Origin of the sequence: Nakamurella sp. UYEF19, from assembly GCF_040546275.1 — a bacterium.
GTDB lineage: Bacteria > Actinomycetota > Actinomycetes > Mycobacteriales > Nakamurellaceae > Nakamurella.
The window spans coordinates 421,933-435,941 of sequence record NZ_JBEPNO010000001.1 but is presented as its reverse complement, the minus strand read 5'-3'; the positions used below and the strand labels follow the sequence as shown (position 1 = coordinate 435,941).

Annotated in this window: 15 protein-coding genes; all 15 read right to left on the bottom strand. The window is 67.6% G+C overall.

All coding sequences use genetic code 11. The annotated features are described in order from the left end of the window. Positions 1–927, bottom strand: a complete 927-nt coding sequence (locus ABIB25_RS02045; protein ID WP_354526724.1) for a F0F1 ATP synthase subunit gamma — start codon at positions 925–927, stop codon at positions 1–3. Then, positions 927–2,570: a F0F1 ATP synthase subunit alpha gene (gene atpA / locus ABIB25_RS02040; protein WP_354526979.1), complete on the bottom strand. Its 1,644-nt coding sequence runs from the start codon at positions 2,568–2,570 to the stop codon at positions 927–929. Before atpA ends, ABIB25_RS02045 begins: the two co-directional genes overlap by 1 nt. Positions 2,571–2,670: 100 nt before the next feature. Then, positions 2,671–3,492 (bottom strand): F0F1 ATP synthase subunit delta, encoded by an 822-nt coding sequence (locus ABIB25_RS02035; RefSeq protein WP_354526723.1) that lies wholly within the window; start codon positions 3,490–3,492, stop codon positions 2,671–2,673. Beyond that, positions 3,492–4,022 carry a F0F1 ATP synthase subunit B gene (locus ABIB25_RS02030; protein ID WP_354526722.1) on the bottom strand — a complete coding sequence of 177 codons (531 nt, stop codon included), beginning with the start codon at positions 4,020–4,022 and terminating at the stop codon, positions 3,492–3,494. Before ABIB25_RS02030 ends, ABIB25_RS02035 begins: the two co-directional genes overlap by 1 nt. Before the next feature lie 43 nt (positions 4,023–4,065). Continuing rightward, positions 4,066–4,311 carry an ATP synthase F0 subunit C gene (gene atpE / locus ABIB25_RS02025; RefSeq protein WP_354526721.1) on the bottom strand — a complete coding sequence of 82 codons (246 nt, stop codon included), beginning with the start codon at positions 4,309–4,311 and terminating at the stop codon, positions 4,066–4,068. Positions 4,312–4,407: 96 nt separating this feature from the next. Next, positions 4,408–5,199 carry a F0F1 ATP synthase subunit A gene (atpB, locus tag ABIB25_RS02020; RefSeq protein ID WP_354526720.1) on the bottom strand — a complete coding sequence of 264 codons (792 nt, stop codon included), beginning with the start codon at positions 5,197–5,199 and terminating at the stop codon, positions 4,408–4,410. Next, on the bottom strand, positions 5,190–5,471 hold the full coding sequence (locus ABIB25_RS02015; RefSeq protein WP_354526719.1) for an AtpZ/AtpI family protein: 282 nt from the start codon (positions 5,469–5,471) through the stop codon (positions 5,190–5,192). Before ABIB25_RS02015 ends, atpB begins: the two co-directional genes overlap by 10 nt. Before the next feature lie 176 nt (positions 5,472–5,647). Next, entirely contained in the window at positions 5,648–6,124 is a 477-nt protein-coding gene (locus ABIB25_RS02010; RefSeq protein ID WP_354526718.1) for a Cg1360 family ATP-synthase-associated protein, read from the bottom strand. Between the two features lie 36 nt (positions 6,125–6,160). Continuing rightward, positions 6,161–7,393: an MraY family glycosyltransferase gene (locus tag ABIB25_RS02005; protein WP_354526717.1), complete on the bottom strand. Its 1,233-nt coding sequence runs from the start codon at positions 7,391–7,393 to the stop codon at positions 6,161–6,163. 367 nt (positions 7,394–7,760) lie between these two features. After that, positions 7,761–8,408, bottom strand: coding sequence for an L-threonylcarbamoyladenylate synthase (locus ABIB25_RS02000; RefSeq protein WP_354526716.1), 648 nt, complete (start codon positions 8,406–8,408; stop codon positions 7,761–7,763). 77 nt (positions 8,409–8,485) lie between these two features. After that, positions 8,486–9,361, bottom strand: coding sequence for a peptide chain release factor N(5)-glutamine methyltransferase (gene prmC / locus ABIB25_RS01995; protein ID WP_354526715.1), 876 nt, complete (start codon positions 9,359–9,361; stop codon positions 8,486–8,488). Further along, entirely contained in the window at positions 9,351–10,478 is a 1,128-nt protein-coding gene (prfA, locus tag ABIB25_RS01990; protein ID WP_354526714.1) for a peptide chain release factor 1, read from the bottom strand. Before prfA ends, prmC begins: the two co-directional genes overlap by 11 nt. Before the next feature lie 105 nt (positions 10,479–10,583). Next, positions 10,584–10,796 (bottom strand): 50S ribosomal protein L31, encoded by a 213-nt coding sequence (gene rpmE / locus ABIB25_RS01985; protein ID WP_187091180.1) that lies wholly within the window; start codon positions 10,794–10,796, stop codon positions 10,584–10,586. A 111-nt stretch (positions 10,797–10,907) separates the two neighbouring features. Continuing rightward, complete coding sequence (locus tag ABIB25_RS01980; RefSeq protein WP_354526713.1) at positions 10,908–11,300, bottom strand: PPOX class F420-dependent oxidoreductase; 393 nt, start codon at positions 11,298–11,300, stop codon at positions 10,908–10,910. 11 nt (positions 11,301–11,311) lie between these two features. After that, on the bottom strand, positions 11,312–13,582 hold the full coding sequence (gene rho, locus ABIB25_RS01975) for a transcription termination factor Rho (RefSeq protein ID WP_354526978.1): 2,271 nt from the start codon (positions 13,580–13,582) through the stop codon (positions 11,312–11,314). Positions 13,583–14,009 lie beyond the last annotated feature (427 nt).

Here is a 14,009-nt window from a genome sequence, read left to right as displayed (position 1 = left end):
CTAGTCCTCTTCGCTTCCTGCGGCAGCCAAGGCGGCGGCGCCGCCCACGATCTCGCTGAGTTCCTGGGTGATCTGCGCCTGCCGGGCCTGGTTGGCCTGGCGGGACAGGATCTTGATGATGTCGTTCGCGTTGTCGGTGGCCGCCTTGCAGGCAGCCCGCCGGGCGGCCGACTCGCTGGCCGCGGAGTCGAGCAGTGCCGCGAAGATCCGGGTGGTCACGTACTTGGGCAGCAACGCGTCCAGCAGGGATTCCGGAGCCGGTTCGAACTCGTAGGACGGCAGGAGAGGCGTGCTCTCCGTACTCTCCACGTACTCGATCTCCATCGGAGCCACTCGACGCACCGTCGGTGACTGGGTGATCATCGATTCGAAATGCGTGGAGACGAGATGGATCTCGTCGATCCCGGCACTGCCGTCGTCCAGCTGGCCGGCCGACCCGGCGACGAAGGCCGGCAGCAGCGTCTGGGCCGCCGCGACCGCATCGTCGTAGGTCGGCTTCTCCGAGAAGCCGGTCCAGGACTCGACGATGGCGCGCTGACGGAAGCTGAAATAGCCGACACCCTTGCGGCCGATGATGTAGTAGACCGGCTCCTTGCCCTGCGAGCGCAGGAGCGCTGTCAATTCCTCGGTGGCCTTGAGCACGTTGGCGTTGTAGCCGCCGCACAGACCGCGGTCGGAAGTGACGATCAGGATCCCGGCACGCTTCGCATCCGGACGTTCCACCAGCAGCGGATGGTCCAGTGTCGACGCGGTCGCCAGCGCCGTCAGCACGTCGGTGATCCGCGCCGAGTACGGGGCGGCCGCCAGTACCTTGGCCTGCGCCCTGGCGATGCGCGAGGTCGCGATCATCTCCATGGCCTTGGTGGTCTTCTGCGTCGACTGCACGGATTTCACGCGCTGGCGCAGGACCCTGACCTGAGCTGCCATTACTTCGCCGGAGCAGGCTTGCGGACCTGCACCTTCTCCTGGCCGACCTTCGCCGGATCCATCGCCGCGAACTTCTGCTCTCGGCCGAGGATGGTGCCGTCGGAGGTGGTGAACGACTCGGCGAAGTCGCCGAACGCCTCGAGCAGCGCCTTCTCGGTCTCGGGCGAGAGATCCTTGGCTTCCTTGATGGTCTGCAGCGGTCCACCCGACACGTGCCGGAGGTACTGCAGGAACTCGGCCTCGAACCGGCGGACGTCCCCGACCGGCACGCGGTCGAGGTGACCGCGGGTACCGGCCCACAACGACACCACCTGCTCCTCCACCGAGAACGGCGCGAACTGGGCCTGCTTGAGCAGCTCGACCAGACGGGAGCCACGCGACAACGCACGCTTGGACACGGCGTCCAGGTCCGAACCGAAGGCGGCGAACGCCTCCAGCTCGCGGTAGGCCGAGAGGTCGAGACGCAGGGTGCCGGACACCTTGCGCATCGCCTTGACCTGCGCCGCGCCCCCGACACGGGACACCGAGATGCCGACGTTCACGGCCGGCCGAACACCGGAGTTGAACAGGTCGCCTTCGAGGAAGCACTGACCGTCGGTGATCGAGATGACGTTGGTCGGGATGTAGGCCGAGACGTCACCGGCCTTCGTCTCGATGATCGGCAGACCGGTCATCGAACCGGCACCGAGCTCGTCGGAGAGCTTGGCACAACGCTCGAGCAGACGGGAGTGCAGGTAGAAGACGTCACCCGGGTAGGCCTCGCGCCCCGGCGGACGGCGCAGCAGCAGCGAGATCGCACGGTAGGCCTCGGCCTGCTTGGAGAGGTCGTCGAAGATGATGAGGACGTGCTTGCCCTGGTACATCCAGTGCTGGCCGATGGCCGAGCCGGTGTACGGGGCGAGCCACTTGAACCCGGCCGAATCGGACGCCGGAGCGGCGACGATGGTGGTGTACTCGAGCGCGCCTGCGTCTTCCAGCGACTGCCGGACACCGGCGATCGTGGTGCCCTTCTGGCCGATCGCGACGTAGATGCATCGCACCTGCTGCTTGGCGTCGCCGGTCTCCCAGTTGGCCTTCTGGTTGATGATGGTGTCGACGCAGACCGCGGTCTTGCCGGTCTTGCGGTCACCGATGATCAACTGGCGCTGACCACGCCCGATCGGCGTCATGGCATCGATGGCCTTGATGCCGGTCTGCATGGGCTCGCTGACCCCCTGGCGCTCGACGACCGAGGCAGCCTGCAGTTCCAGCGCGCGGTTCTCCTCGGCCTTGATCTCGCCGAGTCCGTCGATGGGCTGCCCGAGCGGGTTGATGACCCGTCCGAGGAAGGCGTCACCGACGGGGACCGAGAGGACCTCACCGGTGCGGGTGACCTGCTGTCCCTCCTGGAGAGTGTTGGCGTCGCCCAGGATGACGGCGCCGATGGTGCGGACGTCGAGGTTGAGTGCGACGCCGAGGACACCGCCCGGGAAGCTCAGGAGTTCGTTCGCCATCGCCGAGGGCAGACCCTCGATGGTGGCGATTCCGTCACCCGTGCTGGAGATGACGCCGACCTCTTCCCGGGTCACCTCGGGTGCGTACTCGGAGACATAGCCCTCGATCGCAGAGCGGATCTCGTCAGCGGAGATGGTCAACTCGGTCATCGCGTTCCCGTTCTGTGTCGTCATGCGTGTGCGTATCAGATGTTCGCCAGATCAGGTTCACCGGAACCCGTCGTGCATTTTGCTCGTTCTGCGGGGTGGTTCAGCCGGCCATGCGCCGACGGAGGTCGTCGAGGCGGCCGGCGACACTGCCGTCGATCACCTCGTCGCCGACACGGATCCGGATGCCGCCGCCCAGGGAAGGCTCCACGACGACGTGGACCGAGACGGGGCGGGCGTAGATCTTGGCCAGTGCGGCGATCAGCCGATTGGTCTGCTCGACGGTCAGCTCGGTGGGCGACTGGACCGTCGCGACGATCTTGTCCTTGCGCTCGGCGGCCTGCGCCACGATCTCGCCGACGCCGTGCGAGAACGAGCGGTTGCCCGGGTTCATCGCCAGCTGCTCGAGAAGATCGGACGTGAGCGAATGCGCCCGCCCGGCGAGCAGCCGTGCCACGAGGGAGGATCGCGCAGCGCCGACCGTGGTCGGGTCGTCGAGGATGACGGACAACTCGGGCGCGCCGTCGAGGATGCGACCGAACCGGAACAGCTGGTCCTCGACCTCGTCGAGTTCCCCGGACCGCTCGGCCCGCAGGAACATCGCGGTCCGTCCGAGCCGGACGAAACCGTCGGCGAGATCCCGCCCGGTCGCCCACGACTGCCGGATGACGAAGTCGACCATGGTGGCCGCCGGGGTGCCGATCTTGCCCGCGAGCAGGGTGGACAACACGCCCGCTCGGTGTTCGACATCGGTGGTCGCCTCCGACAGCGTGCGACGAAGGATCGGCTGCTGGCTGAGCAGACTGCCCACTCCGGCCAGATCGGATCCGAGGGCACCGAGGCCGGTGTCGTCCAGGGTGGCGGCCTGCACCAGCAGCCTGCCGCTCGCGGCGGCCAGCGACTGCTTGCTGGCGATGTGCTCCATCAGCTCTCCAGCTCGGCCAGGAACCGCTCGACCGTGCGGCGCTGTCGGGCGTCGTCCTCGAGGGATTCACCCACCACCTTGCTGGCCAGCTCGACCGAGACCCGACCTAGATCGCCGCGCAGCTCGGCCACGATCTGAGCGCGCTGGGCGTCCAGCTGGGCGCGACCGGCAGCGGCGATCCGCTCGGTCTCGGCGTGTGCCTGGGCCAGCAGGTCGTCCCGGATGGCCTGGGCCTGGGACCGGGCGTCCTCACGGATCTTGGCGGCTTCCTCGCGGGCGCCGGCCAACTGCTGCTTGTACTCGGCGAGCGCTGCAGCGGCCTCGGTCTGGGCCGAGGCCGCCTGGGCGATACCGCCCTCGATAGCGGCAGTCCTTGCGGAGTAGGCCTTCTCGAACATCGGCCAGGCGAACTTCTGCAGAACTACGAGCAGGACTACGAACCCGATGGCCGCGATCGCGACCTCGCCCCATGGCAGGCCGATCGGGTTGGTCGTCGCCTCGGCCGCGAGGTTGAGCGCGGATTGCATCAAGATGTGCCCCTCGACTGGTGGTCCGGTGGTAGGCGGAGCGTGATCAGCTGGTCGGCAGGATGAACGGCACGACGAAGCCCAGCAGGGCCAGTGCCTCGGACACGGCGAAGCCGAGGAACGCGTAGGTCCGGGTCAGGCCGGCCGACTCCGGCTGGCGCGCGGTCGAGCTGATGTAGGCGGCCCAGACGATACCGACACCGATGCCGGGGCCGATGGCCGCGAGACCGTAGCCGATGGTGCCGAGGTTGCCGATGATCTGGACAGCGGCGAGATTGGCGACGACAGACATTGGAGTTTTTCTCCCTCTCGGTGGATCTGTGCGGTGACTGACCCCGCCGGCGCGGGATCAGGTGGAGCAGTCCTGGATGGTGATGGGTGGAGCGGATCAGTGCGAGTCGGCCAGCGAGCTCTCGAGGTAGATGGCAGCCAGCAGGACGAACACGTAGGCCTGCAGCGCGCAGATGAGCAGTTCGAAGAAGACCAGGAACATGCTGGCCACGAACGGCAGCACCATCGTCGCGTACGAGATGCCGCCCTGTTCGAACAGGAAAAGGGTGCCGGCCGAGGCCACGCCGACCAGCATGTGGCCGGCGAACATGTTGGCGAAGAGCCGGACGGCCATGGTGAAGGGCCGCAGGATGATGTTGGACAGGAATTCGATCGGGATCAGCAGGATGTGCATGTACCACGGGATCCCAGCGATGTAGCACATCAGCTTCAGGTAGCCGAAGAACCCATGCTTCTTGATCCCGACAAAGTTGTAGATGACCCAGACCATGACGGCCAGGAACACCGGCACGGCGAAATGCGAAGTGACCGGCAGCTGGGCGACCGGTAGCAGTTCCCAGAGATTCATCACCAGGACGAAGACGAACAGGGTGGCCAGGAAACCTGCCCACTTCCTGCCGTTCTTGCCCAGGATCTCGATGGCAACCCCGTTGCGGACGAACCCGTACAGGCTCTCGCCGGCGAACTGCAACTTGCCGGGAACGACGGCGGCACGGCGTGCGGACGCCGTGAAGAAGGCGATGATCGCCACCACCCCGACGACCAGGAGACCCATCGCCTTGACGGACGCGATGACCGAACCGTCTCCGATCTTGTCGAAGAAGAACGAATGCTCCACCGAGGGTGGCTGGAAACCGCCATCGGCGGCGGCCAAGAAGGTCAGGGACACTCGGTCTCCCTTCGGGTGTTGGCCGGAGGCGGCCCGGGCTGGGGGTCGGGGGTGTATCTGGCGGAGCGATAAAGACCTGGGTTGTACTGCGTCGGCCTCGACGTGGTCGGGTGGGTGCTCCTGAATCCGCCGTGCCGCGCGACCACTGCGTAGATGCCGAGCGCCATTCCGAGGATGAGCCCCACGGGCGTGAGAAACGACGTTCCCCACCACCGGTCCAGGAGCCAACCGATTGCACCCCACACGACGAAACCGCCGATCAGGGTGGTCATCACAGCCCAACCCTCATCGGCCCCGGTAGAGGTGGAGTCGGCATTGGCCCGCTTCTTCATGGCTCCCGGACACTATCAGTAAGGAGTTGGTATTCCCGCACCCGGGAGGGGTCCCTTCTACAACGTGTCGAAGTTCGCCGGACTGCGGAACCGGTGATCGGCGAGCAGGTTTCGGCTCAGTGCGGGTCGACGTAGTAGACCTTCGTGGTCCACACGTAGCGCATGTGGGCGCCCAGCCACACGAAGAGGCCGAGCCCGATGGCCCCGGACATCCATCTCGTGTCGAAGACACCGTCCCTCGGCATGAAGGTGAGGACGACGCCGAGGGCGACGATCTTGAACACGTAGGCCGAGAGTGCCGCCACCATCACGAGTTTCGGGCTCACCTGGCCGGCCTTGGCGATGACGACGGCAGAGAAGCTGAAGAAGATCCCGACGATCACCGTGCCAAGGGCCACCCCGGCGACGGCCCGCCCACCGGACAGCAGCGCGGCGGCGACCAGGAGCAGCGTTCCGGCCACGACGAGCGCGATCCAGCAGATCCGGAGATGGCCGAGCGACCACACCCCGCCCGTTCGGCTGCGCTCGGCGGCGCGCTGGGCGGCGACGACATTCGCCGCAAGATCCGGTCCGGCCGACCTGCTCCTGCTCACGGTGTCGATCCTGTACTCACGGTGTCGATCCTGTACTCACGGTGTCGATCCTGCCCCATCGCCGGCCTGGGTCCCGACCGTTGGCTTCGCCCCCACCACGACGGGCCCCTTCGACACCACGCCCAGCGCCCGACGCCTGGTCAGGCGGCGCGAGCGGAGCCACGGCCACATGGAGATCAGCAGGGCGACGAGTGCGGCCCCGGCCGTTGGCAGCACCACCTCCTGCCACCGCGCGAAGACCAGGGACACCGAGCCGGCCGAGAGCACGAAGGCCCAGAGGTAGAAGATCAGGACCGCCTGACGGTGGGTGTGCCCGATCGCCAGCATGCGGTGGTGCAGATGCCGCTTGTCGGCGCTGAAGGGATGACGGCCCTCCTTGGTGCGGCGGATGACGGCCAGCAGGAAATCCAGCAGCGGGATGAAGACGACCGCAAGCACGACGATGACCGGCGCCAGCAGCGCCACGGTGCTCCGCGGGCCGAAGTTCGAGCTGTTCAGCTGCCCACTGGCGGTGATGACCGAGGCCGCCATCGTCAGGCCGATGAACATCGACCCGGAGTCGCCCATGAAGATCCGGGCCGGGTAGAAATTGTGCGGCAGGAAGCCGAGACAGGCCCCGACCAGTGCCGCGGCGATCAACGGGGGCTGCGAACCGACGGAGTCGTCGGCCGACGCCATCAACTGGTGGACGGAGAAGATGAAAACCGCGACCGCCGAGATGGTGGCGACGCCGGCGAGCAACCCGTCGAGACCGTCGATGAAATTCATCGCGTTGGCCAATACCACGGTGATCAGCACGGTGATCAGCGCGCCCTGGGTCTGCGAGAACGACACCGTCGTGCCGCCGTCACCGGAGGGCAGCCACACCTGCAGCCAGGTGACGCCGTAGAGCACCAGCACACCGGCGGCCAGGATCTGTCCGAACAGCTTGGTGATGGCGTCGAGGTCGAACCGGTCGTCCAGCACACCGACCAGCACGATGACGCCGCCCGCGGCCAGCACCCCCTGGATCGACGACGACGAATCGAATGCCCGGCCAACGACCGGCATGTTGCGGGCGATCAGAATGGCCGCAGCCACCCCCAGGTAGACCGCGACCCCACCCATCCGGGGCGTTGGCAACTTGTGCACGTCACGATCCCGGATCGGCGTGACAGCACCGATCTTCGACGCCAGCAGGCGCACTCCTCCGGTGGCGATGAAGGTGACGAAGGCAGCGGTCCCGAACACGAGCGCGTACTCCCGCACTGGAATCGCGATGTCGGCCACCGGCTCAGGGTAGTAGCGGAATCACCCCGACCGAGCCAACCGCCGCGATGACGCCGCCGGATCCGGTCGGGAAATTCTGCCCGCGTCCCGCCGGATTTCTCCTCGGTGTCATGGAACCGACCCCTGGCCCCCGGCGTCACAACAGTGCCTGCCGATCGAGAGGCGCTGACCGAGAACCCAAGCCGGGTACTGCACTTCGGTCGCCCAGCACATCCCATCCGATGTGCTCGATCGATGCTCCCACGCCGGGGGCAGCCGCACCGGGCCCGGTCCGAATGCTTCGGACCGGGCCCGCGGCATGTCTGCCGGAGGGCGCGGTATTCCTGCCGCGGGGGCGGGTACTTCTGCCGGGGGTGGGCGCCGTGAACTACTCCCCGATACCCCGCACCGAGCCCGCCACCTCGCGCAGCGCGTCGAGCGAGACCGCACCCTGACGCAGGACGACCGGGATCGGACCCGTCACGTCGACCACGGTCGAGGCCACCCCGATCGGCGCCGGGCCGCCGTCCAGATACACACTCACCTGTTCACCCAGCTGCGCCACCGCCTCGTCTGCGGTCAGCGCCGGGGGCTGGCCGCTGCGATTCGCGCTGGACACCGCCATCGGACCGACCGAGCGCAGCAGGTCCAGAGCGACCGGGTGCAGCGGCATCCGGACCATGACCGTGCCCTTCGCGTCACCCAGATCCCAGGTCAGCGACGGTGCGTGCTCGACCACGAGCGAGAGACCGCCCGGCCAGAACGCCTCGACGAGCTTCGTGGCCACCGGCGGTACCGCGAGCACCAGACCCTCGATGGTCTTCCAGGAACCGACCAGCACCGGGACCGGCATGTCGGGGCCGCGGCCCTTGGCAGCCAGCAGGGCCCGCACGGCGGAGGCGTTGAACGCGTCGGCGCCGATCCCGTAGACGGTGTCGGTCGGCATCACGACCAGCTCGCCGGCCGCGGCCGCAGCGGCTGCGGCCTCCAGCCCGGCACGGCGGGTGACCGGGTCACTGCAGTGGAATGTCGTCACTGCCTCATCCTTTCAGTTCTGTCCGGGCGTGCTGTCCGCCGGCACGGCCGTGCTTCCTTCGCGTCGTTGCCGCTGCGTCAGCGCGTCATGGTGACGCGGCGGGCCGTGACGAATCGCGGTCGACCGGTCAGGTCCTGGTGATCCACGACGTCGGCGAGCACGCGGCGCGACGACAGCAGCCCCGGGACCGACTCGCCCTGGGTGTCGTCGTGCTCGATGGCCAGGAAGCCCCCCGGTTTGAGGAGCCCGGCACAGATCGAGATCAGCGGTTTGATGAGATCGAGGCCGTCCGGGCCGGCGAACACGGCCTCGGCGGGATCATGCTCCCCCACCTCGGGATCGACGACGGTGCCGGCCGGGACGTAGGGCGGATTGGCCGTCACGAGGTCGGCGGTGCCTTCCAGATCGGTCAGCAGTCGCTCGTCGGTGATGTCCCCCCCGCGGAGATCGATCGGGGTACCACCGGCGTCTCGGTGCAGTTCGGCGTTGCGGCGTGCCCAGGCCAGGGCGCCGACCGCCCGTTCGACGGCGTGCACCCGGGCGTCCGGCCTGGCCTGTGCGATCGCCAGCGCGATCGCGCCGCTGCCGGAGCACAGATCGATGACGACCGGGGCCTCGATGTCCTTGATCGCGTCCAGCGCCCACTCCAAGAGCACCTCGGTCTCCGGCCGCGGGATGAATACGCCCGGCCCCACCTGGACTGTGGTGCGTCCCAGGTAGGCCTCACCCGTGAGGTGCTGCAACGGAACGCGGGCCACCCGACGGGCGATCAGGGCCTCGTAGGTCTCCACCCATTCCGGCTCGACCAGCGGCTGCAGCCCGAGTTTCGTCCGCCCGATGCCGAGCAGGTGCGCGGCGAGCTCCTCCGCGTCGAACTGCGGGCTCGGCACACCGGCATCGGTGAGCCGCTGCGCGGCCGCCATGATCTGCACCCGGAGGGATTCACGCGCCAACGGGCCCACCGCCGGCAAGTCTTTCGGCGCGGTCGGCACGGTCGAGACTGTCCAGCACGGCGTCCAGATCACCGTCCAGCACGGCGTCCAGGTTGTAGGCCTTGAAACCGACGCGGTGATCGGCGATCCGATTCTCCGGATAGTTGTAGGTCCGCACCCGCTCCGACCGGTCGACCGTCCTGACCTGCGAACGACGGGCGTCGGCCACCACGGAGGCCGCCGCGTCCCGGGCTGCCGACAACATGCGAGCACGCAGGATCCGCATCGCGGACTCCTTGTTCTGCAGCTGGGACTTCTCGTTCTGGCAGGACACGACGATGCCCGTCGGAAGATGGGTGATGCGGACCGCGGAGTCGGTGGTGTTGACGCTCTGACCGCCCGGTCCGGACGACCGGAACACATCGATCCGCAGGTCGTTGGGGTCGATGGTGACATCGACGGCCTCTTCGGCCTCAGGTGCCACGAACACCCCCGCCGCCGAGGTGTGGATGCGTCCCTGCGACTCGGTCACCGGCACCCGTTGGACGCGGTGCACACCGCCTTCGAACTTGAGCCGCGCCCAGACCCCGTCCTCGGGAGCAGGCGAGCCGGGCGCCTTGACCGCGACGGTGACGTCCTTGTAGCCACCGAGGTCGGACTCGGACGCGGAGATCACCTCGGTCTTCCAGCCGTGACGCTCGGCGTACCGCAGGTACATCCGGAGCAGGTCACCGGCGAACAACGCCGACTCCTCACCGCCCTCGCCGGCCTTGATCTCGACGATCGCGTCCTTGGCGTCGTCGGGATCGCGCGGCGTCAGCAGTTCGGCCAGTTTGGATTCCAGTTCGGACACCTGGCCGGTCAGCGTGACGACCTCGTCGGCGAACGAAGGGTCCTCCGTCGCGAACTCGATGGCCGTGGCCAGATCACCACGGCCGGTCTCCAGGGCGTTGGCGGTGTTGACGATCGGCGTCAGTTCGGCGTAGCGACGCCCTAGCCGGCGGGCGGCGGCCTGGTCGGCATGCACGGCGGGATCGCTGAGCTTGGTCTGCAGTTCGGCATACTCGGCGATCAATCCGGCGGCAGGCCCGGCTGTCGAATTCCTTGCGGTCGAGCCCGAAGCAGTGGACGCAGCCATCGGCGCTCCCTTCTGTTCGGGAAGCTCTGTGGTGGAGCAGGTTTCGCTCCGGATGGGGACGCAAAAGCGCCCGCCGGTCACCGACCGACGGGCGCTTTGGGAGAGCTAGCGGCTGCGCTTGCCGTAACGGGCCTCGAAGCGTGCAACCCGGCCACCGGTGTCCAGGATCTTCTGCTTGCCGGTGTAGAACGGGTGACAGTTCGAGCAGACCTCGACGGTGATCTTGCCGCTGGTCTTGGTGCTGTGGGTCTCGAAGGTGTTGCCACAGCTGCAGACCACCTCGGTGGCCACGTACTCGGGGTGAATGCCGGTCTTCATGGGGTAGTTCCTCTCTTGGAGCCACGGATCAGCCGCCGGGTCGCCCGCACCGTTGTGCGGAACGTGAACCGGAGCCGGCCTCCCAGTTTGCCAGATGGACGTGCTGGAGTGTTAAACGAGGACAAGGCCGATACCGCCACGCGGTTGCGGCGGGCGCGACAGCATCGCGTTGATCCGGTCGGGCAATTGCGTGAGCCGGGCGACCACACCGTACTTGTCGATCAACGCAGCCATCACCGCGTCCAGTTCGCCCGGGTCGAGGATCCGGGCCGACGCGGGCACGGGGTAGCCCAATGGCCTGCCGCTCCGGGTGCACGGCCCGATCTCGACGTGACCGTCGCGACGGATCCGCTTGACCTTTCCGGCCGTCGGGTTGGTCCAGACCATCAGCTCGTCAGCGATGCGCACCACCCAGACCGGCGTGGCGACGGCCGTGCCGTCCCGGCGAAATGTGTTCAACAGCATATATTTCGATTGGGCCAACACCTCCAACGGCGTCGTCATGGGTCGCGCTCTCAGTCGTTGCCGACGCCGGTCGTCGTCTTCGCGACCTGCATCAGGAACTCGACGTTGCTCTTGGTCTTGCGCAGGCGATCGAGCAGGAGCTCCAGCGCCTGCTGGGAATCCAGCGCCGACAGCACCCGGCGAAGCTTGACGGTGATCGCCAACTCGTCCGGCGAGAGCAGGAGGTCTTCCTTGCGGGTCGAGCTCTGGTCCACATCGATCGCCGGGAAGATCCGCTTGTCGGCGATCCGGCGGTCGAGCTTGAGCTCGGCGTTGCCGGTGCCCTTGAACTCCTCGAAGATCACCGTGTCGCCGGCGGACCCGGTCTCCACCAGCGCCGAGGCGAAGATGGTGAGCGAACCGCCGTTCTCGATGTTGCGGGCCGCACCGAGGAATCGCTTCGGCGGGAACAGCGCGGTGGAATCGACACCACCGGACAGGATGCGCCCGGACGCGGGAGCGGCCAGGTTGTAGGCCCGGCCGAGCCTGGTGATCGAATCGAGCAGGACGACGACGTCACGACCCATCTCGACGAGCCGCTTGGCCCGCTCGATGGACAGCTCGGCGACCATGGTGTGGTCGGCCGGCGGCCGGTCGAAGGTCGAGGCGATGACCTCACCCTTCACCGATCGCTGCATGTCGGTGACTTCCTCGGGCCGTTCGTCGACCAGCACCACCATGAGGTGGACCTCGGGGTTGTTGGTCGTGATCGCGTTCGCTATGGCTTGCAGGATCGAGGTCTTGCCGGCCTTCGGGGGCGACACGATCAAAGCGCGCTGGCCCTTGCCGACCGGCATCACCAGATCGATGATGCGGGTCGTCAGGATGTGCGACTCGGTCTCCAGACGCAGCCGATCGTTCGGGTAGAGCGGGGTCAGCTTGGTGAACTCCGGACGGTCCTTCGCGAGCTCGGGGTCCTGCCCGTTGACCGAGTCCAACCTGACCAGGGCGTTGAACTTCTGCCGGGCACCGGTCTCGCCCTCGCGCGGCGCGCGAACGGCTCCGGTGACCGCGTCACCGCGACGCAGGCCACTCTTGCGGATCTGCGACAGCGAGACGTAGACGTCGTTGGGGCCGGAGAGGTAGCCGGAGGTCCGGATGAAGGCGTAGGAATCGAGCACGTCCACGATGCCGGCCACCGGCATCAGGATGTCGTCGTCGCGCACCTCGGTGTCGGTCGGAGCGTCGGCGAACCGATCACGGGTGCGACGGTTCCGATCGCGGAACCGACGGCCACGCCTGGTGTCGTCACCATCGAGATCCTGACCGCCACGATCCTGGCCGCCGCGGTCCTGACGATTGTTGTCCTGGCCGTTGCGAGTGTCCTGACGATTGTTGTCCTGACGGTTCCGGTTCTGTCCATCGCGGTTCTGTCCGTCGCGGTTCTGGTTCTCGCGGGGCAGCTGGCCGTTCTGGCCCTGCTGACCACCTTGGCCCTGCTGACCACCTTGGCCCTGCTGTCCGTTCTGGCCCGTCTGGCTGGACTGGGTCGCCTGGCCGTTCTGGCTGGTCTGGGCCTCGCGGGTACCGATCTCGCCGTTCTCGACCGTGGTCTGGTCGCCACCACGGTTGTCGCGGTCACGGCGATTCCGACGGTTGCGCCGGGTGCTGCGGGGGCCGTCGTCGTCGTAGGACGGTCGGTCACCCCGATCGGCGCCGTTCTGCTGGCCACCGTTGCCCTGGCCGCCGTTCGTCTGCGCGCCGTTCGTCTGGCTGTCGTTCGTCTGGCCGCCGTTCGTCTGGCCGCCGTTCGTCTGACTGTCGCGCTGCTGATTCTCGGCCGGTGCCTGGGCACCGTCGGAATGGGCGCGGCTGACGCAAGCCTGCTCGGTGGTGTCGGGCGCTGCAGCAGCGGGTGCCGACCCGGCAGCCGGGGCGGTGCCGATCTGTGCCGTGCTGATCGGCGCCGAACTGATCGGAGCTGCACTCGTCGGGGCGCCCTCAGGACGCGCAGCGGCGCGTCGGCGGGCGGGACGCTCGGGCAGATCGATGTCCAGCGACAACGCAGGTTCGTCCTGGCGGCTGGTGGTGGGGGCCTGGTTGCGGCCGTTCGTCTGACCTGCGACCCGAGCGCCGGTCGGCGGTGACGACACGCCTGACTCCGCGGACACGCCTGGCTCCTGGGTCGCGGCAGCCTTGTTCTTCGGCGAGGAGCCGGTGATCGGCGCCGAACCGCTGTTCTGGTGGGAAGCGATGGCGGACACGAGGTCGCCCTTGCGTAGTCCCGAGGTGCCCTTGATGCCGAGCTGGGCCGCGAGGGCCTTCAGATCGGCGAGCACCATGCCCGAAAGTCCATCGCCGCGGCGCGCTCGCGCTGCGGTGGTGGAGGAGACGGGCTGCTCCGTGGTTTCTCTCACGAAGATCCTTCCTGTCCGACCCGGAAGATTCCGGTCGGGTTCGAAGCGCCGGCGCCCTGGGCGGCGGCTGCTGATCCACACCCGGCGGGCGTGGAGGGGAAAAGGTCACTGCGGTCGGGCGCTGGAAGACGCTGGAAGACATCGCCAGAGTTGGAACCTTCGGACATCCCCTCGGCCTTGCACACCGTCCCGTCGGAAGACACCGAGTGGGCTCGATGCTCCGCTCGCGTGTTGGACGACACGTCGATTCGAAGCACAAGAGGGGGATGTGGAGTTCGTCAATCGAATCCCCGAGATTCCGGCGGCACTGCTCACGACCGGTGATCGATCTCCAGCGTAGACGTACCCTGCC

What these genes read in the sequence shown, in the direction of transcription:
- ABIB25_RS02045 (WP_354526724.1), bottom strand. Translation starts at nt 927, where the DNA reads ATGGCAGCTCAGGTCAGGGTCCTGCGCCAGCGCGTGAAATCCGTGCAG.
- atpA (WP_354526979.1), bottom strand. Translation starts at nt 2,570, where the DNA reads ATGACCGAGTTGACCATCTCCGCTGACGAGATCCGCTCTGCGATCGAG.
- ABIB25_RS02035 (WP_354526723.1), bottom strand. Translation starts at nt 3,492, where the DNA reads ATGGAGCACATCGCCAGCAAGCAGTCGCTGGCCGCCGCGAGCGGCAGG.
- atpE (WP_354526721.1), bottom strand. Translation starts at nt 4,311, where the DNA reads ATGTCTGTCGTCGCCAATCTCGCCGCTGTCCAGATCATCGGCAACCTC.
- ABIB25_RS02015 (WP_354526719.1), bottom strand. Translation starts at nt 5,471, where the DNA reads ATGACCACCCTGATCGGCGGTTTCGTCGTGTGGGGTGCAATCGGTTGG.
- prfA (WP_354526714.1), bottom strand. Translation starts at nt 10,478, where the DNA reads ATGGCTGCGTCCACTGCTTCGGGCTCGACCGCAAGGAATTCGACAGCC.
- rpmE (WP_187091180.1), bottom strand. Translation starts at nt 10,796, where the DNA reads ATGAAGACCGGCATTCACCCCGAGTACGTGGCCACCGAGGTGGTCTGC.
- ABIB25_RS01980 (WP_354526713.1), bottom strand. Translation starts at nt 11,300, where the DNA reads ATGACGACGCCGTTGGAGGTGTTGGCCCAATCGAAATATATGCTGTTG.
- rho (WP_354526978.1), bottom strand. Translation starts at nt 13,582, where the DNA reads ATGGTGCTCGCCGATCTGAAGGCCCTCGCGGCCCAGCTCGGCATCAAG.